This window comes from Vreelandella arcis, assembly GCF_900103865.1.
In the GTDB taxonomy this organism is placed as follows: Bacteria; Pseudomonadota; Gammaproteobacteria; order Pseudomonadales; family Halomonadaceae; genus Vreelandella; species Vreelandella arcis.
In genome coordinates this window covers 208,684-234,869 of record NZ_FNII01000006.1, presented here as the reverse complement: position 1 = coordinate 234,869, position 26,186 = coordinate 208,684, and the positions used below count along the sequence as shown (strand labels likewise).

The 26,186-nt window shown below is 56.1% G+C and carries 21 protein-coding genes; 4 read left to right on the top strand and 17 right to left on the bottom strand.

Annotated elements, in window-relative coordinates; translation table 11 throughout:
- Positions 1-219: 219 nt before the first annotated feature.
- The 8 genes from BLR97_RS09325 to BLR97_RS09290 all read right to left on the bottom strand — a co-directional run bounded on the left by BLR97_RS09325 (position 220) and on the right by BLR97_RS09290 (position 7,880).
- Positions 220-1,215: a hypothetical protein gene (locus BLR97_RS09325; protein WP_089705369.1), complete on the bottom strand. Its 996-nt coding sequence runs from the start codon at positions 1,213-1,215 to the stop codon at positions 220-222.
- 98 nt (positions 1,216-1,313) lie between these two features.
- Positions 1,314-2,450 carry a porin gene (locus BLR97_RS09320; protein WP_089705366.1) on the bottom strand — a complete coding sequence of 379 codons (1,137 nt, stop codon included), beginning with the start codon at positions 2,448-2,450 and terminating at the stop codon, positions 1,314-1,316.
- Positions 2,451-2,711: 261 nt separating this feature from the next.
- Positions 2,712-3,551, bottom strand: coding sequence for a ProQ/FINO family protein (locus BLR97_RS09315; RefSeq protein ID WP_089705363.1), 840 nt, complete (start codon positions 3,549-3,551; stop codon positions 2,712-2,714).
- A 21-nt stretch (positions 3,552-3,572) separates the two neighbouring features.
- Entirely contained in the window at positions 3,573-4,124 is a 552-nt protein-coding gene (locus BLR97_RS09310) for a dihydrofolate reductase (protein WP_089705360.1), read from the bottom strand.
- Positions 4,121-4,894, bottom strand: a complete 774-nt coding sequence (locus BLR97_RS09305; RefSeq protein ID WP_244511271.1) for a thymidylate synthase — start codon at positions 4,892-4,894, stop codon at positions 4,121-4,123. The genes BLR97_RS09310 and BLR97_RS09305 overlap by 4 nt, the downstream gene beginning before the upstream one ends.
- Positions 4,895-5,063: 169 nt before the next feature.
- A complete protein-coding gene (gene lgt / locus BLR97_RS09300) occupies positions 5,064-5,855 on the bottom strand; it encodes a prolipoprotein diacylglyceryl transferase (RefSeq protein WP_089705356.1) in 792 nt (263 codons plus the stop codon).
- Positions 5,856-5,907: 52 nt separating this feature from the next.
- On the bottom strand, positions 5,908-6,711 hold the full coding sequence (locus BLR97_RS09295; protein WP_089705354.1) for a sulfite exporter TauE/SafE family protein: 804 nt from the start codon (positions 6,709-6,711) through the stop codon (positions 5,908-5,910).
- The gene (locus BLR97_RS09290) at positions 6,708-7,880 is read right to left on the bottom strand and encodes a response regulator (RefSeq protein ID WP_089705351.1); all 1,173 of its coding nucleotides are present in this window, start codon (positions 7,878-7,880) and stop codon (positions 6,708-6,710) included. The genes BLR97_RS09295 and BLR97_RS09290 overlap by 4 nt, the downstream gene beginning before the upstream one ends.
- Positions 7,881-8,083: 203 nt before the next feature.
- On the opposite strand from BLR97_RS09290, the gene BLR97_RS09285 reads away from it, so the two are divergent.
- A complete protein-coding gene (locus BLR97_RS09285; RefSeq protein ID WP_089705348.1) occupies positions 8,084-8,854 on the top strand; it encodes an NRDE family protein in 771 nt (256 codons plus the stop codon).
- A 27-nt stretch (positions 8,855-8,881) separates the two neighbouring features.
- On the opposite strand, the gene ptsP is transcribed toward BLR97_RS09285, so the two are convergent.
- Positions 8,882-11,143, bottom strand: a complete 2,262-nt coding sequence (gene ptsP, locus BLR97_RS09280) for a phosphoenolpyruvate--protein phosphotransferase (protein WP_089705454.1) — start codon at positions 11,141-11,143, stop codon at positions 8,882-8,884.
- An 83-nt stretch (positions 11,144-11,226) separates the two neighbouring features.
- Positions 11,227-11,718 (bottom strand): RNA pyrophosphohydrolase, encoded by a 492-nt coding sequence (locus tag BLR97_RS09275; RefSeq protein WP_089705345.1) that lies wholly within the window; start codon positions 11,716-11,718, stop codon positions 11,227-11,229.
- Between the two features lie 196 nt (positions 11,719-11,914).
- Between BLR97_RS09275 and BLR97_RS09270 the strand changes: the two genes are divergently transcribed.
- Complete coding sequence (locus BLR97_RS09270) at positions 11,915-12,571, top strand: histidinol-phosphatase (RefSeq protein ID WP_089705339.1); 657 nt, start codon at positions 11,915-11,917, stop codon at positions 12,569-12,571.
- A 118-nt stretch (positions 12,572-12,689) separates the two neighbouring features.
- Here the strand turns inward: BLR97_RS09270 and BLR97_RS09265 are convergent, their stop codons facing one another.
- Complete coding sequence (locus BLR97_RS09265; protein ID WP_089705336.1) at positions 12,690-13,664, bottom strand: malate dehydrogenase; 975 nt, start codon at positions 13,662-13,664, stop codon at positions 12,690-12,692.
- Positions 13,665-13,921: 257 nt separating this feature from the next.
- Between BLR97_RS09265 and BLR97_RS09260 the strand changes: the two genes are divergently transcribed.
- Both BLR97_RS09260 and BLR97_RS09255 read left to right on the top strand, forming a co-directional pair.
- Complete coding sequence (locus tag BLR97_RS09260) at positions 13,922-15,013, top strand: efflux RND transporter periplasmic adaptor subunit (protein WP_089705333.1); 1,092 nt, start codon at positions 13,922-13,924, stop codon at positions 15,011-15,013.
- Positions 14,997-18,062, top strand: coding sequence for an efflux RND transporter permease subunit (locus BLR97_RS09255; protein WP_089705331.1), 3,066 nt, complete (start codon positions 14,997-14,999; stop codon positions 18,060-18,062). Before BLR97_RS09260 ends, BLR97_RS09255 begins: the two co-directional genes overlap by 17 nt.
- 479 nt (positions 18,063-18,541) lie before the next feature.
- On the opposite strand, the gene rsd is transcribed toward BLR97_RS09255, so the two are convergent.
- From rsd to BLR97_RS09225, 6 genes are all read right to left on the bottom strand, one after another.
- Positions 18,542-19,030, bottom strand: coding sequence for a sigma D regulator (gene rsd, locus BLR97_RS09250; RefSeq protein WP_089705328.1), 489 nt, complete (start codon positions 19,028-19,030; stop codon positions 18,542-18,544).
- Positions 19,031-19,137: 107 nt separating this feature from the next.
- Positions 19,138-19,653, bottom strand: coding sequence for a disulfide bond formation protein B (locus BLR97_RS09245; RefSeq protein ID WP_089705324.1), 516 nt, complete (start codon positions 19,651-19,653; stop codon positions 19,138-19,140).
- A complete protein-coding gene (gene gshA, locus BLR97_RS09240) occupies positions 19,650-21,290 on the bottom strand; it encodes a glutamate--cysteine ligase (protein ID WP_089705321.1) in 1,641 nt (546 codons plus the stop codon). Before gshA ends, BLR97_RS09245 begins: the two co-directional genes overlap by 4 nt.
- A 144-nt stretch (positions 21,291-21,434) precedes the next feature.
- Positions 21,435-23,783, bottom strand: a complete 2,349-nt coding sequence (locus BLR97_RS09235; protein WP_089705318.1) for a Tex family protein — start codon at positions 23,781-23,783, stop codon at positions 21,435-21,437.
- 145 nt (positions 23,784-23,928) lie between these two features.
- Complete coding sequence (msrB, locus tag BLR97_RS09230) at positions 23,929-24,426, bottom strand: peptide-methionine (R)-S-oxide reductase MsrB (RefSeq protein ID WP_089705316.1); 498 nt, start codon at positions 24,424-24,426, stop codon at positions 23,929-23,931.
- A gap of 130 nt (positions 24,427-24,556) precedes the next feature.
- Positions 24,557-26,113: a phosphoenolpyruvate carboxykinase gene (locus BLR97_RS09225; RefSeq protein WP_089705312.1), complete on the bottom strand. Its 1,557-nt coding sequence runs from the start codon at positions 26,111-26,113 to the stop codon at positions 24,557-24,559.
- Between the last annotated feature and the right edge of the window lie 73 nt (positions 26,114-26,186).

Here is a 26,186-nt window from a genome sequence, read left to right as displayed (position 1 = left end):
CCCGGTGGCTTTATCGTATGAGTTCTATAGTAACGTTGTATGAGTATCCATCACAAAAAAATAAGCCAGGCGCCGATCAACGGTAGAAAATTAGCGCTTCTAAACAGGTGCGGCGACTTTCGTCGCCGCCAATGAATTTATTAAAACCGAACTTATCAAGCAATATGGCGGCTGGAAGCTTCCGATCTACCTCGCCCCTTCTGCTGATTATCAAAATTATTAGTCAATCACTTCGACACGCAATTGGTATGTCGAATCGCGCCCTTGGATCGAGCCTATACGGCGACCATCTACCCATACGCGGTACTCACCTGGTGCTAACCGTTCGCTGATGGCAAAATCGCCCGCGACAGCCGTTCCTTTATCTTGTGCAACCAAATTACCTTGGGCATCTAGCAGGCGTGCTTCTATGCGGTAGCTACCTTCGTTGCCTGGAAAGGTGGAGCTGTCAATTTGGACATCTCTTGGCTCATCCAGCGTAAAGGTAACTACCTCGCCCTCATAAGCAATCCGTACATCCGCCAGAATGGTGTCGGGCGTGTTTGCACTGGCGCTCTCAACATCGCCCGCGTCTTCATCAGTTGAGCTGGTTGCGGACGCTTCTTGCGGTGTGGGCAACTGCTCACTAGACTGGCTCTCACTCTCAAGCGCAATCGATGCAGCCCCTGGTCTGACAAAGACGGAATCCGAGTCACCTGACTGTCCAAAAATGGCATCATCGCCATCATCAATACCGCTTTCACCAAGTGCAACACGGTTGCCTGACGCATCCAGCCCTACCACTTGAATCAAATAGCCGTTCGCCCCCGAGCTTGCGGGGCCCATTTTACGCGCCTCGGTAGCAAGCGTGTATTCACCAGGCTCCAGCTCCACAGTCATCTCCAGCCCACCACTACGACCGAAGGCATCTCCCTCTCGAATCACATTGCCCTGCTCATCGGTTAGCGAGGCGGTAATACGATAATCGCTATCCCCTCCCACAGGGTTGCTGACTAACTGATACTGCCCGGTGTCGGTAACCGTAAAGGTATGGGTTTGTTCGCCACGAAAAGGAAAGGTACGGCTGCGCGCATCGGTTTGTGAAGAAAAAAACTTGGAAATATCCACCTGCGCTGCGGCTTCCATGCTGCGCTGCTCGGCAGGGCTTTGCGCCCATAGCGGCAAACTGGCGGTTACCAGCACTACGCCGAGACTGATCACATACCGATTGACCATGACAATTCTCCTTTAACACCCAATAAATTCCACATACAAGAAAGCCGGCCCCAAGGGCCGGCTTCGATCATTACAGCTTTGTTCCCAAGGAACAAGAATTAGAAGCTGTAAACAACACCTGTAGCAACGAAGTCACCGTCATCTTCTACACGGTCAAATACGCCGGTTTCGGCCCAAACGTACATGTTGTCGCTGATGCCGTAGTTAGCGCCGATTGTGAACTCGTTGTACTCTTCATCTTGCGTTGCGCCCGCATAGTTTTCATCAACAATGAAAGCAGCGTCTTGGGCATCTACGAACTGGTAACCCGCGTAAATATCACCGAAGTTGAAGGCGTGGCTTGCGCTTAGGCCATAACGGTCTACTTCACCGTCATCGCTGCCAAAATCTAGATCAGTACGCTCGTACTTACCGGCCAGCGTAGTAGCGCCAAAGCCGTAAACAGCACTTAGTGCGTAGGCTTCAGCGGAAACGTCTTCATTGCCAGCACCAATACCGTCAAACGAGTAAGCGTCTAGTGAGTCATAAATTGCCGCTAGCTGAAGGCCGCCAACGGTGTAACGAACACCACCGAAGAAGGCAGCTTCTTCGTCTTGCTCGTAAGTAGCTGCAACAGCCGGATCTGTTGAGCCATCATTGTTGAGAGTGGCTCCAGTAGAGTTGTCACTACGGTCGCCGTCACCCTTGAACTGGAAGCCGAGAGCAAAATCAAAGCCGTTCATGCTGGGTGAAGCGTACTGAACTTTGTCGCCTTCACGATCGACATCAAAGCCTGCAGCGTCAGCAAGGCTACCAGCATCACCAGTAGAGTCGGAAACATCCGCAAATTCGTTATTGGTGATCTTGTCTTGCGCCCAATCATCAATGATTGGATCCCAAGAACCGATGCGAAGGTCACCAAAGTTACCTTCAACACCAACGAACGCCTGATCACCGTCATTCAGACCACGACCAGAACCCTTGATTTCGTCAGCGGCATCAACTTCAAACTCAAGCTTCATGTAACCGGTCAGGTCACGAGTAATCAAGTGAGAAGCATTGATACCAACGGTAGTACCGTTGTCGTTCAGGCCATCTTCAGAAGTGCCGTCACCTTGCTCGACGTCAGAGAGAGCCAGCTGAATGTTGCCGTACAGGTCAACTTTGGTGCCATCTTCGTTGTAGATGGTAGCAGCGTGGGCGCCAGAAGCAGCCATGGTGCCAGCGATAGCAGTCGCTAAAAGTGTCTTTTTCATGATGTAGGTTCCTTAACTAGCTTACTGTTTTGATCGTTTCTGTTCGACCTAAGGTCGACAGTCGGCTCTGTGGGTATGCTCTTTTCATTTTTCGCTTGATTAACAAGCGGTACAATGCGGCATTTCCTCAACAAAACCTTGTTATAGTCCAATGCTCGCAAGGCAAAGACTATACTGGGATTCGGAGGAACGCAATAGAAAAAAACACTGTTTTTTTATTATTTGCGTTTTTTTGTGGAACAAAGCCCATTGTCGCCAGTCTTAGCGGCTTTGAAATTTTTGCTGCAAGCCCAGCAACTTATCTTCTAGGCTAAGTTTTTTTTGCGGCGAATCGCTGGTTGAAGGGGTGTTTTGTGCTTTGTCACCCTCCTTTGAGGCGATTTTTTTTGTGCGCTTGGGTGTTTTACCGCGCGCTTTTGGGTTTTTCGTCTCTTGAGGCCTTTCGCTGGGTGAGGCAGACGCCTGCTGGGTACGCTTTTCAGCCGCATGTCGGGCGGCCTCGGCATCGACGACGCCGGCGTCGTTGCCTTCCAAGTCAATACGCACAACACCTTCGCGCACCGACTTTATATAACGCGGCAAATTGACGTAGTTGGCCAGCGCCCTGCGAATAAGCTTACCAGACCAGGGCTCGTGCTCGGCCAGGTCGTGGTGAATGCCGACCTTCAGCGGCTGGGTATGGCCCTTGAAGAAGGCCTTGGGGTAGCGCTGGTACCATTGCGCCAGCAGCGCATGGGGCGACGGCGGCTCGGCGTCTACCGCCTCGGAGGCCGGCTCATCCGCTGGCGAGGCCGCCGTGGGTGCAGGCTCAGTTTTTGTCTCTTCGGCGGTCTCTTCTGCGTCAGTCGTCTTTGCTGCGACGTTCTTTTCTTCGACGCTTTTTTCTTCAACGTTCGTTTCTTGGACGTCCTTTACTACCACGTCACTTTCTACCACGTCTGGGTCGTCCGTTTCCGGCACCGGTTCCGGCACCGACCCATGCGCTTGGTCAAGCTGCCGCTTTAGCTCGGCGTTTTCTTTGCGCAGCTTATCTAGCTCGGCACGCATAAGCACCCAGCGCTGTTCCAGGTTATCTAATAACTGCTCGGTGCTTACCGACATCCAAGGCTCTCCTTTGCGGGCCTAAGCCTCCACACGCTCGTAAGTAACAAATGCATAAGGGGGCTGCTGTTCATTAGGCTCCCCGGCCACGCGCTGCGTTTCACGCCACTCGTTCGGGTCTAATGAGGGAAAGTACGCATCACCGTCCACCTCGATGTCAACTTCCGTTACATAGAGACGCGTCGCATACGGCATCGCTTGGCGATATATTTCACCCCCGCCCATCACCATAATCTCTTCGGCCGCTTCAATGGTGGCTTGTTGGTCGGCGAGTGCCAGTGCCTCAGGCAGGTCGTGGCACACCCTGACGCCCTCATGGGTAAAGTCGCTTTGCCGGGTGACCACAATATTCAACCGATTGGGCAACGGCTTACCGATCGAGGCAAAGGTTTTACGCCCCATCACCAACGGCTTGGCTTGGGTCATGCGTTTAAAGAACTTGAGATCTTCGGGTAAATACCAGGGCAGTTGCCCCTCTACCCCAATCACGCGGTTTTTGGCCATTGCCACAATCATGGCAACCGGCACTAGCGGGTCGAACTGGGGGTTGAGCTGAGAGGATCCCTGACTCATACCGCCACCTCGGCTTTGATGTGCGGGTGGGGGTGGTAATCCGCTATCTCGATGTCGTCAAACTTGAAGTCAAAGAGGTTATTAACCTCAGGGTTCAGCTTCAATGCGGGCGGCGCGTTGGGCGTGCGGCTAAGCTGTTGCTGAGCCTGCTCTAGATGATTGCTGTAGAGATGGGCATCACCCAGGGTATGAATAAACTCACCAGGCTTTAGACCGGTCACCTGAGCAACCATACTCAACAGCAAGGCGTAGCTGGCGATATTAAACGGCACGCCCAGGAAAATATCAGCGCTGCGTTGGTACAGCTGACAGGAAAGCCGACCGTTGGCCACGTAAAACTGAAACAGGCAATGGCACGGCGGCAGTTGCATATCGTCTACCTGGGCTGGGTTCCAGGCCGAGACCACCAGTCGGCGCGACTGGGGCGAGGTGCGAATCTGTTCCAGCACATTGGCGATTTGGTCGACGCTGCCGCCTTTGGGATCGGGCCAGCTACGCCACTGGTAACCGTATACCGGCCCTAAATCGCCGTTTTCATCCGCCCAGTCGTCCCAGATACGCACGCCATTGTCTTTTAAATAGGCGATATTGGTATCACCTTTCAAAAACCATAGCAGCTCGTGAATAATCGACCGCAGGTGCAGTTTTTTGGTGGTTAACAGCGGAAACCCGCGCGACAAATCAAAGCGCATTTGATGACCAAACACCGAGCGTGTTCCCACGCCCGTTCGATCATGGCGGTCAGTCCCTTGATCCAACACCAAGCGCATTAAATCTAAATAAGGCTGCTCTAGCGCGGGCAAGGCATTCGCGGATACGGAGGCATCTGGTACAGGCGTTGTAGCAGTCACAGCATTTCCAGAGTAAAGGGGCAATATAGCGAACTATTCTAGGCCGCAAGGCCTCAGCGGGCAATGAAACACCCGAAATCGCGGGCGCTTAAGCCCGCTTGGCATCCACCGGCTGGTGACGCGACCATGCGATCATCACGGCCCCCAGCGCAATCATGGGCAGCGTCAAGACCATCCCCATGGTCACCCAACCAAAGGCGATAAAGCCGATATGGGCGTCGGGCATGCGGAAAAACTCCACCACGAAGCGGAAGACACCGTAGCTAATCAAGAAGAGGCCTGACAAAAAGCCACGCGCCTTAGGCTCGGCGGATGCCCACCACATAATGCAGAACAACACCAGGCCTTCGAGCAACGCTTCGTAAAGGGCAGACGGGTGGCGCGGCTCCGGCCCCATACCAGGGTATGGCATACCCCAAGGTAGCGAGGTAACACGGCCAGGCAACTCATGATTAATAAAATTGCCGATACGGCCGGCGCCTAACCCAATGGGGGCCAGCGGGGCAATAAAATCGGTTAGCGTGAGTATGGCGAGCTGCTTGCGCCGAGCAAATAACCAAGCAGCGATAAATACCCCGATCAGGCCGCCGTGAAAGCTCATGCCGCCATCCCAGACCTTAAACACCCATAGCGGGTCGGCAAACCATTGGTCTAGTCCGTAAAACAAGGCATAGCCTAAACGCCCGCCTGCTACGACCCCTATGGCTGCGTAAAACAGCAAATCGCCAATATCGTCCCGGGTTAAACCAATCCGCGCCGCTCGCCGGCAGCCTAGCCACCAGGCGGCGACAAACCCCACCACGTACATCAACCCATACCAATGAACTTGCAACGGTCCAATGGCAATGGCAACGGGGTCAATTGTCGAATAATTAATCATCTACGCTCTCTGCTTGATATGTCAGTGGGAGTGTCTTGATACGTTAGCCATATTAGCTCAACAAAAACTTCAGCCCTACGGCGGTGAGTAGCGCTGCAAATGCCCAGCGCAATACGTGGCTGGGTAACCGGTGCGCCCAACGAACGCCCAAATGCGCGAAGGGAATGCTCGTTATAACAATCATGATAAAGGCCGGCCACATCACGTAACCGGTGGCCCAGGAAGGCAGCTGCGGATTCCCCCACCCCATCACGATGAAGGTGAGCGCACCAAGCACCGCGATGGGCACGCCGCAGGCGGCCGAGGTGCCCACCGCCTGGGTTAAGCTGGCACCACAGCGCGAAAGCCAAGGCACCGCCATGGTGGCCCCGCCAATCCCGAAAAACGCTGACACGCCGCCAATAACACTCCCGGCTAGCGCCATGGCATACGGGGAGGGTTGGCTGTCGCGCTGGATCACCGGGCTAAAACCGAACGCCATTTTGGCGGCAATCGCCAGGACAAAGAGGCCAAATAGCGTGCCCAACAGCGGCCCTGTTAACTGCCCGGCTACCAAAACGCCGATAATCGCGCCGGCCATTAACCCCGGAAGCAAGGCGGCGAACCAAGGCCATTGAACACTGCCTCGCCGCCAATGCCCCAGCGCGGAAGAAGACCCGGTGACCACAATGGTGGCCAGCGAGGTGCCGATGGCCAGGTGCATCACTACCTCAGGGGATATCCCTTGAAAGGTAAACACCGCCACCAACGCCGGCACGATAATTAAACCGCCCCCGACCCCCAAAAGGCCAGCCAGCGTACCGGCCACAGCACCGAGCATTAGATAACCGAGAAGCGTCACCGCCAACACATTCATTGGTCAGACGCCGCTCCAACAGTGCCGGGAAACCACGTGTTAATAACACCCAGCAAAGCTTCAGGTTGGTAAGGCTTGGTCAGCAGGTCATCAAGCCCGGCGGACAGACATTCTTCACGCCCCGTGTTATCGGCATTCGCCGTGAGAGCGACGAGAACGCTCTTGCGCCCGCCTTGAGTAGCTTCGACCTCGCGCCAGCGGCGAGTGGTTTCCAGCCCGCTTATCGTAGGCATAAAAATATCCATGAACACGAGATCAAAAAAGCTTTGTTGCTGACGCTCTAGCGCCTGTTCGCCGCTGCTCACCCCTTCGACGTATAAGCCTTGATTTTCGAGCATCTGGCGCGCCAGCATGAGATTCACAGGGCCATCGTCAACCACCAACACGCGTAGCGCTGACGTCACTGGCACTGCGCCAGCGCTGTCCTCGGTTTTCACGTCGCGATGTTCAACAAGGTTCATCAGCAAGGCGCGAATATCGGCCACCCGCTCGCGCACTTCGAGGATGTTGGCACGGCAATCTTCACTGACCTGGGTGGTTAACTGCTCGTTTAAATGATCAAATAATCCGTCAGCCTCACGCTGAAGCAAGCCCAGGTACTCCGACTTTAAGCGCGACTCTTCCCGGGCGCGGTCACGCCCCGCCAACAACTGCCTTACCTGTTGCTGCTCATAATGCAGGTCATCGAGTAGCCTTTTGGCATCGTCGTCAGCGCTTTGTGAGGTGAGCGGCGGGGGCGAATGCTCGGTCATTGACGTTGCCACGCTGGATAACACTCGATTGGCTTGGGCGAGACGTGCGATTGGCAGTACGGCAGACAGGTCACCCTGCGCAGGCGCTTGGTCAGAGGGGGTCACCGCTTGCTGATTAGCCAGCGTTTGGGTATGTCGTTCAAGCTCGACCAACTGCTGCATAAGGCGCGTTTCTTTGTGTTTGGCGCGGGTTCTCACCAGCATCAAAAACGCCGCGACATTCAAGCAACTGCCCACCAACAGCGCCAGCATCAACCATAGCGTGGCGCTCCATGAAGCATAGCCGGGAGACATCCACCCCAGCAGCCAAATAACCAACACACAAAGCGCCACTAAGGCGGCCTGCACCAATAGTAATGGCCATAGCAACGGCCAGATCAGCGTATTCCAGAAATGTTCCCGCGGGCTACGTTGCATAAAATAGCGTCTTCCTTGCTGGCCAATCGACACAAGCTGATGCGTATTCCCAACGGGCAACGCATTTATTACACAAACTTGGGTTATTGTAGGAATCAAAAGGCTTTAAGTGTACGTCGACACGCGAGGAGTGTCATGCACGGTCTGCGTGTTAGCGTGACGATCCACTTCACCATTCAGTACCCATCACACAATGAGAGCCCATGTGTTTAATCGCTTTTAATTGGCGGCCTGGAACGGCAACGCCCTTACAGTTGATTGGCAACCGCGATGAATTTCACGCCCGCCCCACCGCCCCCCTGGCTCAATGGCCGGATCACCCGTCACTGGTAGGCGGACGCGACCTGGAAGCGGGAGGAAGTTGGCTCGCAGCCAATCACCAGGGACGGGTCGCCGCGCTCACCAATGTCCGCGACCCCGCCTTAACGCCCCCCGAAGGCGCTCCCAGTCGAGGGCATTTGGTTAGCCAGGCGTTGGAGTGCGACGATATTGCGGCTTGGTTGGGCAACTTAGCTGACGGTGCTGCGGCTGACTACGCCGGGTTCAATTTGCTGGTTGCCACGCCCAGCCAACTTTGGTATTTGCATCGCGGCTCTGAGCAGCTGTCGCTGTGCCAAGTCTCTCCAGGGGTTCACGGATTGTCGAATGCGGCGCTGAACACCCCATGGCCGAAGCTAACGTCGGTGACCAGAGTGCTTGAGCAGGTGAGCCCAGCACACTTCCCCGGCAAAGTGTTATCCGCCTTCCATGACCCTCAAACAGCCCCTAGATCGGCACTACCGGACACCGGCGTAGGGCTTGAGCTTGAACGCCAGCTATCCGCAGCGTTTATCGTTGGCGAGCGCTATGGCACACGTGCCACCACCTGGCTATCGCTTGCTGACAATGGCGACGTTTCGTTAACCGAACAGCGATATGGGCCGTGGGGCGCATTTGAAGGCGAGAACACGCTCAACGTTCGCTGCGAGCGGTGAGCGGAAGAGGACTAACTAGATAAGAGGCTAGTCTCGCGGAGGCAGCAAGTGGGAAAGCTGCCAGTCGTCCATACGTTTATCAAGATGCATATGCACCTGGGCAGGCGTATCCAACAGCATTACTTCCGACAGCAACTGCTGAGCATCCTTTAGCGTGACGCGGCGAATCGCAGCGCGCACTTTGGGCAGGCTGGGCGCATTCATCGAAAGACTGGTAAAGCCCATCGCCATTAGCAGAAGCGCACCCGAGGGGTCGCCCGCCAACTCGCCGCATAACGAGATGGGCTTTTTCAGCCGTGTCGCATCCTGGGCAAGCTCATAAAGCGCGCCCAGTAACGCAGGATGCAGCGCATCGTAAAGGCTAGACACCCGAGGATTATTGCGGTCGACCGCCAGTAGATATTGGGTTAGGTCATTACTGCCCACCGAGAAAAAGTCCACCCGCTTAGCCAAGGCGTCCATCTGATAAATGGTCGCCGGCACCTCGATCATCACCCCGACCTTGGGGCGCTCTACCTCAATGCCTTCTTCGCCTAATTCCAGAATGGCGCGATCCAACAGCCTAAGCGCTTCGTCGACCTCCTCCACATTGGTAATCATGGGGAACAGCACATACAGGTTGTCGAGCTCTTGTGATGCTTTCAACATGGCTCGCAGCTGAACCATCAAGACTTCCGGATGATCCAGGGTGACTCGCATCCCACGCCAGCCTAAAAACGGGTTGGCTTCTTCGATTGGGAAATACGGCAAGTCCTTGTCGCCGCCGATATCCAGCGTGCGCATAACCACCGGCAGTGGCGAGAAACTCTCCAACTGATCACGGTAGAGCCGGGTCTGTTCTTTCTCGCCGGGGAAGCGCTCGGTAATCATAAACGGCACTTCGGTACGGTACAGCCCCACGCCATTGATGCGGCTTTTGAGCAGCGCCGCCGCATCAACGGCCAACCCGGTGTTGACCATCAACGGCATATCGTGGCCGTCGGGCGTCTCGCTAGGCAGATCCTGCTCGTGGGACAACAGCTCGCTAAGCGCTTCTTCTTCGGCAATCAGGCTTTCATAGCGCGCTTTTAGCTCGGGGGCCGGGCGAACAAACAGCCGCCCCCGATGACCATCCAGCACTACCGGAGCCCCCGACAGGCGCGGCAACGGCAAGTCAACCATCCCCAGCACAGTGGGAATCCCCATCGCGCGGGCCACAATCGCCACGTGGGAGGTGCTGGAGCCGCGCACAGATACCAGCCCTTTTAATTTGTCGCGAGGCACTTCCCCCAACATGGCGACGCTAATTTCATCGCCGACCAATATGGCATTATCAGGGTAGGTTTCCGGCGTCGAGGGCGCGTCTTCCTGTAAGTGCGCAAGGACACGGCGACCCAAATCACGGATATCCGCCGCTCGCTCACGCAGATAGTTATCATCCACGCGCTCTAGGTATTGCACATGACGGCGCACCACATCGGCAAGCGCGCCTGGCGCCCACTGGCCTTCACGAATACGTTTTTCAACTTCTTCTGACAGCGCCGCTTCACCCAGCATTTGTTGATAGACGTCAAACAGCGCCAGCTCCTGGGTGGAAATACGGTTAACCAAGCGCTCGGCCGCCGAGCGGATTTCATCGCGGGTTTTGCCGATGGCTTCTTTGAGGCGTGCGATTTCGTAGGCTTCGTCGCTGGGAACCAAGTCAGGCACGCTGTTGAGATCCGACGGCGGGGTAATCACCACCGCTTCCCCCAACGCCATGCCTGGCGACGCGGCGACCCCCTTGAACATCGTCTGCCCGCTGGGAAGCGCACGGCGGTTTAAGTTACCGGTCGCCAAGGCATGCGCCAACACGCCGGCCAATTGCGCCGCCATGGTGACCAAAAACGCTTCGTCTTCATCGTCGTATTGGCGTTTTTCGGCTTGCTGAACGACCAGCACGCCCAGCATTAAACGCTGATGGATAATCGGCACACCCAGAAAGCTTGAGTAGCGTTCTTCGCCGGTGGCTTCAAAATAGCGGAATTGCGGATGCGATTGGGCGTCTTCCAAATTGAGCGGCTCGCTGCGCTTAGCCACCAGCCCCACTAAGCCTTCGCCAAGCGGAAGCACGACCTGCCCGACGGCCTGAGTGCGCAAGCCAATCGTTTCCATAAGCACCAACGATTCAAGCTCTTTATCGTAAAGATAAAAAGAGCACACATCGGTTTGCATGGCTTTACGAATGCGGCGCACCATCGTGGCCAAGGCGGCATCAAGGTTTCGTGCGCCATTCACTTCTTGAATAACGCGTCGCAGCACCTCAAGCATGGACGTTTTATTTTTCACTGTGATAAGCCTCGCTGAGGAATTCCTGGGCAGTCAGCCGCCGCCCTATCGAAGGACGCTGCGGCTCACTCGTCGAATAGTGCCAGTCGTTGAACGCGGGGCGATAGCTCGCGGAGCGCGCGGCGATACACTTCACGCTTAAACGGCACCACTTGGCCGAGGGGGTACCAGTAGCTTACCCAGCGCCACCCATCAAACTCGGGTTGTGGCGTTGCCGTCATACAGATACGGCTTTCCTCACAGCGGATTTCGAGTAAAAACCACTTCTGCTTTTGGCCGATACAAACCGGTCGCGAATGTGTGCGAATCATGCGTCGTGGCAGACGGTAGCGCAGCCAGCCCCGGGTGCAGGCGACAATATCAACATCATTGGCGGTCAGGCCAATTTCTTCGTGAAGCTCACGAAAAAGTGCTTGTTGCGGCGTCTCGCTTGCTTTAATGCCTCCCTGGGGAAACTGCCACGCATTTTGCCCTACACGACGCGCCCATAGCAGCTGCCCCTGGCGGTTGGCGATAATAATGCCAACATTGGGGCGAAAGCCGTCAGCGTCGATCACGGACATCACCTTATAAATTTTCAGTTATCGCCATTTTTCCACAAGGACAACAGACGTATCAATACAATATGACGCTAACTTACCAACGCACGCGCTATCTTGGTGGGAAAGCCCCGATGACTCTGCGATAATCCGCCCCCGCTAAAGCCCAATAACACGCCTTGTGTTAATCATTATGAACGATAAGGGGAGCACCGTGAGTCTGGCCATTTTCGATTTGGATAATACATTGCTATCCACCGATAGCGATCACGCTTGGGGCGAGTTTTTACTCGAACAAGGCGCGGTAGACCCTATTGCCTACCGCGAAGCCAACGAGCGTTTTATGGCCGATTACCAAGCGGGCAACCTGGATATGGCGGCGTTTTTGGAAGTAGCGCTCAAGCCGCTCGCCGACAACACCCCCGAACAACTGGCCGCCTGGCATCAGCAATTTATGGCTAGCAAAATCGAGCCGCATATTTTGCCTAAGGCGGAAGAATTACTCGCCCGCCACCGCACCAAGGGCGATACGCTGCTGATCATTACCGCCACGAACCGCTTTATTACCCAGCCGATTGCCAAGCGCTTGGGCGTTGACCACCTGATTGCCGTTGAGCCCGAACGTATTGACGGCCATTACACCGGCCGCGCGCTGGGCGTGCCTAGCTATCGCGAAGGTAAAGTGACCCGCCTTAAGCAGTGGCTGGAGGAACAAGAGCAGAGCATGGACGAGGCATGGTTTTACAGCGATTCTCACAACGACCTGCCGCTATTGGAGCAAGTCGACCACCCGGTCGCCGTGGATCCCGACGACACCCTACGCAACGTCGCCGAAGAGCGCCAATGGCGGATAATGAGCCTGCGGGATTGAGAAATTGCAGAGTGGATAGTGAACGGTGAAAGGATTTGTAAGATGTAAAAAACCCCACAAGCATGGCTTGCGGGGTTTTGCGTTACTGGCGCTTATATAAAAGCAGCAGCGAAAGCGTTTAGCCGAGCAGATGCTCAACCGCCGCACGCTCTTCGCGCAGCTCATTCTCGGTAGCTTTCATCTTCTCTTGGCTGAATTGGTCAATTTCAAAGCCTTGCACAATTTCATACTGGCCACCCTGGCAACGCACTGGGTAGGAGTAGATGATGCCTTCTTCGATGCCGTAGCTGCCGTCGGACGGAATGGCCATGCTGACGATGCCTTTAGATCCCAGCGCCCAGTCGTGCATATGGTCGATAGCGGAAGAGGCAGCAGAAGCGGCAGAGGAAGCGCCACGTGCCTTGATAATCGCCGCGCCGCGCTGCTGCACGGTGGGGATAAAGTCGTTTTCGTACCAGTCACGCTGAACCAGATCGAACGCTGGCTTGCCGTCGACTTTGCACTGGGCCAGATCCGGGTACTGGGTAGCACTGTGGTTGCCCCAGATGATCAAGTCTTCAACGTCGGTGACGTGCTTGCCGGTTTTCTGAGCCAGCTGCGTCAGGGCGCGGTTGTGATCCAGGCGCGTCATGGCGGTGAACTGGCCGACATCCAGATCCGGCGCGTTGCAGGATGCGATTAGCGCGTTGGTGTTGGCCGGGTTACCCACTACCAGCACTTTCACATCACGGCTGGCGTGGTCGTTCAGCGCTTTGCCTTGCACGGAGAAGATCGCTGCGTTGGCTTCGAGCAGATCTTTACGCTCCATACCCGGCCCACGCGGACGTGCACCGACCAGCAGGGCGAAGTCGGCGTCTTTGAACGCGACGTTGGGGTCGTCGGTGGCGACGATGTCTTGTACCAGCGGGAAGGCACAGTCGTTAACTTCCATGACCACGCCGTTCAGGGCGTCCATTGCCGGGGGAATTTCCAGCAGTTGGAGAATAACAGGCTGATCCGGCCCCAGCATGTCGCCAGCGGCGATGCGGAAAATGAGAGAGTAGCTGATCTGGCCGGCACCGCCGGTAATCGCAATACGTACTGGATCTTTCATCGTTGCTCCTTGATTGGTTAACCTAGGGATGGTTCTCGCCTGAGGAGTGGTTCAGCAGAAGATGGTATGCCCAGGATAAAAAAAACTCAATCAGACAAACAGACGACTCCAATCCAAACAGCGGCTTGGTACTCGCCGCTAGACGCCAGTTGCGCTATGGTATGTCGGGGTATTTAGCTTAGCTTTCTGCTTTGCTCTACCTTACGACGCTTTACCCTGCGACATATTTTTTGGGTTACTAGGGATATCAATACCCCATGCGACGAATCCCCATCTCTTACGCCCTGGCCAGCCTCCTCGTACTGGTATTGGGGATATGGCTGGCGGTTGGCGATTTCCAGCATTTCCAAAGCACGCCACCTGAATCAAACGCCACTGAACGCGACACAACGCCTCGGGTGGAAGTAATCACCCAGCAAAGCACCCCGTATGTTCCCCAACAGGTGTTGCAAGGCCAACTTACCGCCCAACGCGAAACACGGCTGCGCGCCAACGTAACCGGCTATGTGGCGGAAAAGCCCGTGACCCAGGGGGAAATGGTCAGCCAGGGGGAAACGCTACTGGTGCTGAATAACGATGCCCTCCCTCAGCGGTTACAGCAGGCACGCGATGAACGGGCCCTCGCTGAGGCAGAGCTTGCGGGTGCCCAAAGCCTACGCAACCGCGAGCTGATTTCCCAGCCGGAGCTGCTACGTCGGCAAAGCGCGCTCAGCGCCAGCGCCGCGCAAGTGGCCCAACTGGAAAAACAACTAAGCGATACCCGCCCCACTGCACCCTTTGCAGGCATGCTTGACCGCGTGCAAGTAGAGCTTGGCGATTTGCTGCAGCCTGGCGAGGAGTGGGCAAGACTGATTGATGATCGCCGCTTAACCGGCACCGCCTGGGTCTCCCAACAGCAGATAGGCGATTTGAGCGTTGGCCTGCCGGTCACCGCGCGGCTACTCAATGGCCACTCGCTTTCTGGCGAGGTGTCTTACATTAGCCGCCGTGCCGACGAAGCCACCCGAACGTTTTATATCGAAGTGATGCTGGACAACCCTGATAGGCTGCGCTTGGCGGGGGGCAGCGCCGAATTCACTGTGACGCTTCCGCCACGCCAGGTTCATACACTGTCACCCGCCCTGTTCAACCTCAACGAGCAGGGTCAATTAGCCATCAAACATATTGTTGAAGATAACCGCGTTGCCCAAACCGCCATTGAGTTAGTCAGCGCTGGTACCGAACGTGCTTACGTTACTGGCCTGCCCGATCCCGTTGAGTTGATTACCCTTGGGGCAGGCTTAGTCAGCCCAGGCGAGAGAGTAACGCCCGTGCCTGTTCAGGAAGGTGGTCATGCGTCAGTTGATTAATACGGCGCTCACCCACACGCGCACCACCCTTCTGTTACTGGTCGGGCTATTGCTGGCGGGCACCACCGCTTGGCAGGTGATCCCCAAGGAAGCCAATCCCGACGTTACCATCCCGATTATTTATGTCTCGCTTTCATTAGAAGGTGTTAGCCCTGAAGACGCCGAACGGCTGCTGATCCGCCCGATGGAGCAAGAACTGCGAGGGATTGAAGGGCTACGCAAGTTTACCGCGCAGTCCAACCAGGGGCATGGCTCGGTTACCCTGGAGTTCGACCCTGGCTTTGACCCCGACACGGCGCTTTCCGATGTGCGCGAGCGCGTTGATATCGCGCGTAGCAGTCTACCGGATGAGGCCGAAGAGCCGCGGGTGATGGAGGTCAACGTCTCCGAGTTTCCGGTGCTGAGCATCGGGCTTTCCGGAGCACTGGACACCCGCGAACGCATGACCATTGCACGCCGCATGAAGGAGGAAATTGAAGGCATTGCGGATGTGCTGGAAGTCGATATTGCCGGTGAGCGGGAAGACCTTTTGGAAATTGTCGTCGACCCGCTGGTTCTAGACAGCTATAGCGTTGATTTCGATACGCTATTTAATCGGGTTTCACGCAATAACCGCTTGGTGGCAGCGGGTAGTTTGGATACCGGCGCGGGGCGACTGGCGCTAAAAGTCCCTGGCATTATCGAATCGTTAAACGATGTTATGAACATGCCGGTGAAGGTTGACGATGACCAGGTGGTCACCTTTGGCGACGTGGCGTGGATCAACCCCACCTTCAAAGATCCGGAAGGGTTTGCGCGCATTGATGGCCAGCCTGCGGTAGTACTGGAGATTTCCAAACGTGCCGGGGCAAATATTATCGCCACCATTGAAGCAGTTCGGGATCGCTTTGCCCAAGCGGATGACCTACTGCCCGAACAGTTGCGTATAACCACGATTTTGGACGAATCAGAGACCGTAGAAAACATGCTCTCTGAGCTATTGAACAACGTGGTAACCGCCGTCGTGCTAGTGCTGATTGTGGTGGTGGCGGTAATGGGCTGGCGTATGGCACTGCTGGTCGGCCTCACCATCCCCGGCGCTTTTTTAACCGGTATTCTATTGATCTGGGCGTTTGGTTTTACGCTCAATATTGTGGTGTTGTTCGGGCTGATTTTGGTAGCGGGCATGTTGGTGGATGGCGCCATTGTGGTCAGCGAGCTGGCCGATCGCCACCTCCATGAAGGGCAAACACCCCATCAGGCATGGTTAAACGCGGCAACTCGAATGAGCTGGCCGGTGATTGCGTCCACCGCCACCACACTGGCGGTATTTCTGCCGCTGCTGTTTTGGCCCGGCGTGGTGGGACAGTTCATGAAGTACCTGCCAGCAACGGTCATCTTATGCCTACTCGCATCGCTGGCCATGGCACTGGTGTTTTTGCCCACCCTAGGGCGGTTGTTTACCCGTACGTCTCACTCAGCCCCTGCAAGTGCTGGCCCCATTAACGAAAGTACGGCGCTTGGGCGTGGCTATCGCCGCGTGCTGGGGCGCTTATTGCAGCACCCCGCTTGGGTGCTGCTATTTGCACTACTGCTAATTGCGCTGCTGTACACCGGCTATGCCCGATTTAATCACGGCGTTGATTTTTTCCCCAACGTAGAGCCCGACAGCGCCCAAGTGCTGGTGCGCGCCCGCGGCGATTTTTCCGCCGAAGAAACCGATGCCATTCTACGGCGAGTAGAACACCGGCTGGGCGACATGGGGGAAGTCGAAGCGCTATATGCCCGCTCTTTTGCGGTACCCAACCAGCAAATGGGCAACGATGTCATTGGGATGCTGCAGTTTCAGTTTATCGACTGGCACAAGCGCCGCCCTGCCCGTGTGATTCTGGACGATATGGCTGAGCGTACCCAGGATATTCCCGGCATTATCCTGGAATTCCAGGAGCAGGAAATGGGCCCCGGCGGCGGGAAGCCCATTGTGCTGGAAGTGAGTGCCACCGACCCCGACATTGCCGACGCTGGGGTTGATCAAATTATCGCGCTGATGCGCGAGCTGGGCGGCTTCACCGACATTCAGGATAACCGCAGCCTGCCTGGGGTGGAGTGGCAGGTAAACGTCGACCGAGAAGCGGCCGCCCGCATGGGCACCGATATCACCACCATTGGTAGTGCCGTTCAACTGCTCACTACAGGGCTACAAGTCGCTAGCTACCGCCCTCCTACCGCTAATGATGAAGTCGATATTCGCGTGCGATTGCCGGAACACTGGCGCACGCTCAACCAGCTTGAGCGTTTAACCATTAACACCCCGCGTGGTCAGGTGCCGATTGCTCACTTTGTTGAGTTTACGCCTGCCCCCAAAGTAGGCACCCTGAACCGTATTGATGGGCGCCGTGCAATTACCATTGAGGCGGATTTAGTGCCCGGCTACTTGGCTGACGAGCGCCTGCAAGCGTTATTAGCCGCAGGCCAAGATAAGCTGCCAGATGGCTTGATGGTCAACGTAGCCGGGGAGCAGGAGGATCAGCAGGAATCGATGCAGTTCCTAGTGAGCGCCTTCTTGATTGCCATTGGCCTGATGGCATTGATTTTGGTGACCCAGTTCAATAGCTATTACCAGGCGGTGCTGGTGCTTTCGGCCATTGTGTTTTCGACGGCTGGGGTATTGATGGGGCTGCTGATCACCGGCCAAGCGTTTGGCATTGTTATGGTCGGTATGGGGGTCATCGCGCTGGCGGGGATCGTGGTGAACAACAATATCGTCTTGATCGACACTTACAACGAACTGCGTGGTCAAGGTATAACCCCAACAGAGGCAGCGTTGGAAGCAGGCAGCCTGCGCCTACGCCCGGTATTGCTTACCGCCATCACCACGGTGCTTGGGTTAATGCCGATGGTACTCGGCATTAACGTTAATTTATTCGCCCCGGCGCTTGGCTTTAATGCGCCTTCAGCGCAATGGTGGACACAGATGTCGAGCGCCATTGCCGGCGGACTCACCTTTGCCACCGCGCTCACGCTGCTGCTTACACCCTGCATGCTGGTGATAGGGGGGCGATGGCGCTGACAACAAGCAATCACTTTCGGCGCCATGATCACTGCTGATCGCGCAATGAATTGCGCTCCTACAAACCCAATGCATACAGCCCTGTATGAGCCCAACTTGTCGGGCGATAACCTGCGGCGGCCCGATCCGTCATGATCGCTCAACAAGTTGAGCTCTTACAAAACCCAATGCATGCAGCTAGCCCCTGTAAGAGCCAGACTTGTCGGCGATAACCTGCGGTGGCTCAATCATTGCTGATCGCCCAATGAATTAGGCTCCTACGAAAACCAATGCATGCACCTAGCCCTTGTAAGAGCCAGACTTGTCGGGCGATCAGGCCATCTACAAGCAATCACCCTCGGCGCCTCGATGATTCCTGATCGCGCAATGAATTGCGCTCCTACAAACCCAATGCATGCACAGGGCCCATGTAGGAGCCCGACTTGTCGGGCGATCAGGTCATCTACAAGCGTTAAACTGCGGCGGCACGATTATTATTATCAGGCGGGGGCGTTGGATGTTTCGGGGCTGTGTGCTGCGTGCAGGCGGGCGATGAGCTGATCTTCCAGAGCAAAGCGCTCGGTTAAACCACGCGCCAGCCGATCTATCCAGGCAGGCAGCCGCGCAAGGTTTTGCTGGCAACTCACCGATGAGGCGTAATCGGTATCGAACGCCAGCACCATCTCCGTTGACATCTCCAGACGCTCGAGCAGTTTTTCTGCCGTTTGAAGCGCGCTTTCATCGTTGAAGGCGCGGGCCTCCTCGGCAAGCTGGGGGTAAATTTCAAAGTGCCCCGCGCTGATATAATCCATCAGCGATTCGCTGAAATGATCAATGCGCGACTTGCTGACGCTTTCGAGTTCTGCGTCACAGGCCTCTTTTAGCTCGATAAAACTTACCAATAAATCACGACGTTGCTGCAGCCACCGGTCAATTAGGCTGTGAACGCCACCCCAGCGCTCCTGGGCATTCTTGCAATCTTCGAGCATGGGGCTTCTCCTTGCTTGTCGCCACCGTTAACAAAGCTAGACTCGCTTTTCCACTCGGCCCTGTCAATCCTGGCCAGAATGGTTTCCTTAATATTGGGTTAAGCCTATTAACTGAACAGCATTGCGCGCTGGCGCGCTAGTACAATCATACGTAGTGGTATGAGCAACAGTAGTGCAAAGCCAATCAGCGTCCACGCCGGTAGCGATAGTCCCCATAGGCTGAAGTCTATATTGGCGCACTCGCCTGAGCCGGTCAGAACCATGGCGACGACCTCCTGCATCGGCAAAATATCCATCATGTAATCCAAGCCTGGGCCGCAGGAAGGCACTTCATCAGCGGGCAACGATTGTAGCCAGACATGGCGACCTGCGATAAAGGCCCCTGTACCAGCCGTCAAAAGCCCCAACACGCCGTATACCACTTTGCCGGCCCGTCCAGCGGGGTTATGCAGCGTGGCTATCAATAACACTAACGCGGTCGCTATCACGGCCACGCGCTGGAATATACATAGCGGGCAAGGTTCCAATCCACCCAGATGCTCAAGCCCCAACGCGACCGCCATCATCAAGATACAAAAAGCGACCCCCAACAGCGCCGCTGGACGAATAGACGGCGTTTTCATGGTTTATTCTCCATTGGCAGTGGCGATAACATCCGCGACTCCCGCGCTTGGGCAAAGTAGTCGTATAAAAATTCGTCAAAGCTCACCTGATCATCGGCTTCGATATCGTGCTGTTGTTGATGGGAGGTATCAACCAACTGAGCTAATAACGCTTCGCGCGAACGCTGCATGGGCGTGGTTTTAAGCTCGACGCCCTGGGCTTGGGCAAGGCTTAATAGTGTATCGCTGAGTGAGCCGTTGCCGGCTTGCAGTTGCGCCAGCAACTGAGCCGATGGCGTTAACGAGGGATCTTTGAGACGCGGCGCGAGCGCCTCTAGTGCCGCTGCATGCGGCGTGCCGTCTTCTACCGCATCCAGTAGCCGCGCGACTTCTGCCATTTCAGCAAACATTTGCTCGCCCCACTGCCGGACGGTCGTGGTTTCGCCGTCGTTAATCAGCGTCAGGGCCGGGTCTCGCCCGCGCTCCACGACTAAGCGACGGTTGTCATCCAACCGGTCGCACTCTTCATCCGAGATCCACGGGCTGTCGCTTAGCAAACACCACATTAGGAAGGTATCGACAAAGCGCATCTGGGTTTCGTCAATACCCAGCGGGGCAAAAGGATTTAAATCCAAACAACGGATTTCGATGTATTCCACGCCCCGGGCTTCCAGTGCTTGGCTGGGTGTTTCGTTATGTTTTGCAACCCGCTTGGGGCGAATATCGCTGTAGTACTCGTTCTCGATTTGCAGAATATTGGCATTAAGCTGCTGCCATTCGTCGCCTGTTTTTACACCTAGCTTTTGATAATCCGGCCAAGGTGATGAAATCGCATGGCGAAGTGTATTCACATAGTTGGACAGCGAGTTGAAGCAAATTTTTAACTGCGACTGTACCTTGTTTTGATAGCCCAAATCCGACATGCGCAACGTCGTGGCGTAGGGGGCATAGTAGGTATCGTCGCTTAACGGCTTGAGCTTTTCGGGCACCTGGCCCTCCGGCAAAAAGCTTTTATCCACCGCAGGGGAAGCTCCAAAGAGGTATAGCAGCAACCAACTGTGGCGACGGAAATGCCGAATCATGCTGAAGTAGCGGGTCGAGCGATAATCGTTGAAGGATACATTCGTCGCCTCTTCCAACTCACGCAGCGCCTGCCACATATTGTCGGGTAACGAGACGTTATAATGCACCCCGGCAATAGCCTGCATGATGCGCCCGTAGCGCACGTCGAGCCCTTTACGGTAAACATATTTCATGGTGCCGACATTTGAAGAGCCGTAATCGGCAATCGGCACGCTGTCATTACCCGACAACCGCGACGGCATGCTTCCCGGCCAGATCCACTCGTTTTCCAGGTGATGATAGGAGAAAGTGTGCAGGTCAGATAAAAAGCACAGTGCTTCCCGAGGTTCCGAAAAAACCGGTGTGATGTACTCTAACAACGCCTCAGAGTAGTCAGTCGTAATATGCGGATGGGTTAACTTAGAGCCCAACGCGTACGGGTGCGGCGTTTGCGCAATGTGGCCATTTGCATCAACGCGCAGACCTTCTTTCTCAAGCCCACGGCGCAGGCGACCGAGACGACCCAGCCGAGCGCTGGGTAACAAGCGATCGACCGTGGCCGTTAATGAAGACGGCACAGTGAGTGGTTCAGGCAAGGTGAACACTCCTTGTCAGTAAGGCCCGCACACACGGGCCTTGGTGAAATCGTGTGGTAATGCCAACGCCTACCCATTAAAAATAGCCAGCAGGATATGGCGGCAACCATGGTTTTTCAAGACACAGCTTTTCATGACGCGCGACTATTTGCCTTGCTTGGCTTTGAGCAGCGCTGCGCCAAGCGCCCCCACTGCGGCGGGTGATTCGCTGGGTTTATTGGCTTGTCGCTTATCGCTACGCGAAGGCTTGCGCGGCTGTTCATCGCGAGAACTCTGGCGATCGCCATTTTGCTCAGTTTCCGGCTCGTCATCCAAACGCATGGAAAGCCCCACCCGCTTGCGCGGAATATCCACGCTCATGACTTTCACGGTGACGATGTCGCCCGCCTTGACCACGCTACGCGGGTCGTCGATAAAGCGGTCGGAGAGCGCCGAAATATGCACCAGGCCATCCTGATGAACGCCAATATCGACAAAGGCGCCGAAGTGCGTCACGTTGGTGACCGTGCCTTCCAGCACCATCGAAAGCTTGAGATCCTTAAGCGTTTCGACCCCTTCGCGGAATTCAGCGGCCTTAAATTCAGGGCGCGGATCGCGGCCGGGTTTATCCAGCTCGCTAAGAATATCGCTGACCGTGGGCACGCCAAAGCGCTCGTCGGCAAAGTCGCCAGGCTTCAATGTTTTAAGCGTTGCACTATCGCCGATTAAGCCTTTCACGTTACGACCGCTTTGTTTCGCCATACGCTCGACGACGACATAGGCTTCCGGGTGAACGGCGCTGGCATCCAGTGGGTTTTCCGCTTGATGAATACGCAAAAAGCCGGCGCACTGCTCAAAGGTTTTGGGCCCGAGGCGGCTGACGTCTAAAAGCGCTTGTCGGCTTTTGAATGCCCCCTGGACGTTACGCTGGGCGACGATGTTATCCGCAATCGCTGCGCTTAGCCCGGCCACGCGAGATAGCAGCGCGCTGGACGCAGTATTGAGATCGACCCCCACGGCGTTAACACAATCTTCGATGACCGCTTCCAGGCTGCGGGAAAGCTGCACCTGGGAGACATCGTGTTGATACTGGCCAACGCCAATCGATTTAGGCTCGATTTTGACCAACTCGGCCAGGGGATCCTGCAGGCGACGGGCTATCGACACCGCCCCGCGCACGGTCACGTCAAGGTCTGGTAGCTCTTTAGAGGCGTATTCCGAGGCAGAGTAAACCGAGGCGCCCGCTTCGCTCACCATGACCTTGCTTAGCCGCTGATCGGGCGCAAGCGCCTTAAGCAGCTCGCCAGCCAGTTTATCGGTTTCACGGCTGGCGGTGCCGTTACCCACCGCAATCAGCTGTACGCCGTGCTGTTTCACCAGCTTGGCCAACTCGGCTAGCGCGTCATCCCAACGGTTTTGCGGTGCGTGGGGGTAAATCGTCGCTTGGTCGATAAATTGTCCGGTGGCATCAACCACGGCTACTTTGCAACCGGTTCGCAAGCCCGGGTCAATCGCCAAGGTGACTTTTTGCCCCGCTGGCGCAGCCAGCAGCAAGTCTTTTAGGTTGGCGGCAAACACGTCGATGGCGGTTTTCTCGGCCTGCTCACGCAAGCGCCCTAGCAGCTCGGTTTCCAGGGCGGTGTAAAGTTTGACGCGCCATGTCCAGCGCACTACTTCGGCTAACCATTTATCCGCCGGGCGATTCTGGTCGCTGATGCCAAACTGCTTGGCAATGGCGACTTGGGCGGGATGAACGGGGGCCTCTTCTTCGCCGGGAAGGCGAATCGACAGGCTTAGCACGCCTTCGTTGCGCGCCCGGAACATTGCCAGGGCACGGTGAGATGGCGCTTTGGCGAGTTTCTCATCGTGCTCAAAGTAGTCTGAGAACTTAGCGCCCTCCTCCTGCTTGCCGTCCAGCACACGAGCGCTTAGCTCACCGTCTTGCCAAAGCCGTTCGCGTAGCTGGCCGATCAGCTCGGGGTCTTCGGCAAAACGCTCCATAAGGATTTGTTTGGCGCCATCCAGGGCAGCTTTAGCATCGTCAATAGCGGGTATATCGCCTTCTGCTGGGCGCAAATAACTAGCAGCTTCGCTTTCCGGGGTGAGCGTTGGATCGGCCAACAGCGCATCGGCCAACGGCTCAAGGCCTGCCTCGCGGGCAATTTGCGCTTTGGTGCGGCGCTTTTTCTTAAACGGTAGGTATAAGTCTTCCAAGCGCTGTTTGGTTTCAGCCGAGTCAATCGCGGCCTTGAGTGTCGCGTCCAGCTTGCCTTGTTCATCAATGGCGGCAAGAACCGTTTCGCGGCGTTCTTCCAGCTCGCGCAAGTAGCGCAGGCGTTCATCAAGTTGACGAAGCTGGGTATCGTCTAACGCCCCGGTGGCTTCTTTACGATAGCGGGCGATAAACGGCACGGTAGCGCCGCCGTCCAGAAGCGCCACTGTGGCGGAGACCTGCTCAGGCCGAACGTTTAGCTCGACGGCTAAGCGAGAAATAATACGCTGATTAACATCCATAAATGACTAATAACTCATGCAGCACTAATAAGTGCTAACAAGGTACCATAATCCCATCACGGCTGGCATGGCTTGGGCGATACGCCTACCACCTCACGCTCTTTCATTGCGACGGTCGTCCAAACGCCCACCCAGCAAGATGTGATTACGCAGGCACGAACCTGAGCGCGACACCATTGTTACACCAGCGCAGCCCGGTCGGCTCGGGCCCATCTTCAAACACATGACCTTGGTGACCACCGCAGCGAGCGCAATGATACTCGGTGCGCGGCCACACCATTTTGAAATCTAGTTCGCTGAGCAGATGCCCTTCAACGTGTTCGAAAAAGCTCGGCCAGCCGGTGCCCGAATCGTATTTCATTGCGCTAGTAAACAGCAGCAGGTCGCAGCCTGCACAGCGGTATCCACCCTCACCTTCTTCCTGATCCAGCGGGCTTGAGAAGGCCGGCTCGGTGCCCGCCTCACGCAGCACCTCAAACGCTTCGTCCGAGAGCCGCTCTCGCCATTCAGACTCGCTGAGCTCGAGCTTCTCTAAGCCAGGAGCCGCTTCAAGATCAAGCCGCGGAAAACCAAACGACAGGCCGGGAATAAACCCAGCGAGCCCAGTGAGCCCGGTCAGACCTAAAAAGTGACGACGTTTCATAAGCCAACTCCCATCACGGTCAAAAAGGCGCATATCAACACGCCCATTGAAAAAGGGTAGCGCTGCAGCGCTACCCTTTTCTGACACCTGAGTGGTGCTAACGTTCTAACCTTACACGCGAAACCTATGATTAGGTTACCTGCGGCCCCGCCTGAAGAATGGCCGGGCTAACGCCCTCAAACTTCTTAAAGTTGTCGACGAATTTGCTCGCCAACTCTTTGCGATGACGATCGTAGGCTGCTCGGTCTTCCCAAGTATCGCGGGGGTCGAGCAAGCGTGTTTCAACACCTGGCACTGCCACCGGCACGTCCAGGTTCAGCCCATCAATATGCTTGGTCTGCACATCGCGCAGCACGCCGGACTGGATCGCGCTGATGATCGCACGGGTCGTCGGGATCGAGAAGCGCGAGCCACCTTCACCGTAGGCCCCGCCGGTCCAGCCGGTGTTGACCAGGTACACCTGGGCATCTTTCTTAGCGACACGCTTGACCAGCAGGTCAGCGTATTCGCGTGCAGGGCGTGGGAAAAACGGTGCACCAAAGCAGGTAGAAAACGTTGCCGCTAGCCCTTCCGAAGAACCCATTTCGGTGGAGCCCACCTTAGCGGTGTAACCTGACAAGAAGTGGTACGCCGCCGCTTCCTTTGATAGCACGGAGACTGGTGGCAGCACGCCGGACATGTCGCAGGTCAAGAAAACGATGGCGCTTGGCTCGCCCGCCAGATTTTCAGGCACGCGCTTTTCAATATGCTCCAGCGGGTAAGCTGCCCGCGAGTTTTGCGTCAGGCTATCGTCGACGTAATCCGGCTCGCGATGGTCGTCGAGTACGACGTTTTCAAGCACGGTGCCGAACTTGATGGCGTTCCAGATGACCGGCTCGTTTTTCTCGGACAGGTCGATGCACTTGGCGTAGCAGCCGCCTTCCATGTTGAACACGGTACCGTCACCCCAGCCATGTTCGTCGTCACCGATCAGGTAACGGGCCGGGTCGGCGGACAGGGTGGTTTTACCGGTGCCGGAGAGGCCGAAGAACAGGCAGGTTTCGCCATCTTCACCGACATTGGCGGAACAGTGCATGGGCAGCACATCGGCGTCGGGCAGCAGGAAGTTTTGCACCGAGAACATGGCTTTCTTCATTTCACCGGCGTAGCGCATACCGGCGATAAGCACCTTCTTCTCGGCGAAGTTAATGATCACACAGCCATCTGAGGGGGTGCCGTCACGGCTTGGGTCACAGACAAAATCGGCAGCGTTGAGAATCGTCCACTCGTCTTTCACGGCCGGGTTGAAAGCCTGGGGGCGGACAAACATGGTGCGCCCGAACAGGTTTTGCCAGGCCGTTTCGGTACTGACCCGCACCGGTAGGTAGTGGACGGAATCGCTGCCCACGTGCAGCTCGGAGGTAAAGTGCTCGCGCGTGCCGAGATAGTCTTCGACGCGCGCCCACAGTGCGGAGAACTTGTCGGCATCGAAAGGCCGGTTGACGCTACCCCAATCAATGCTATCACGGGTAGACGGTTCATCAACGATAAAGCGGTCTTTCGGTGAACGGCCGGTACGAACGCCCGTGTTCACTACCAGAGCACCGTTAGCTGACAGGCGGCCTTCGCCACGGGCCACGGCGCGCTCGATCAGTTCGGCGCTGCAGAGGTTAACGTGGGCTTGATGAGCGGCTTGAGTCGTGGTCATGTCGATTCCTGGGCCTTGCGGCCGCTTTTCTCGTTTACCGGGCGTCACCGACGCCTTTCAAAAGTTCATCCCG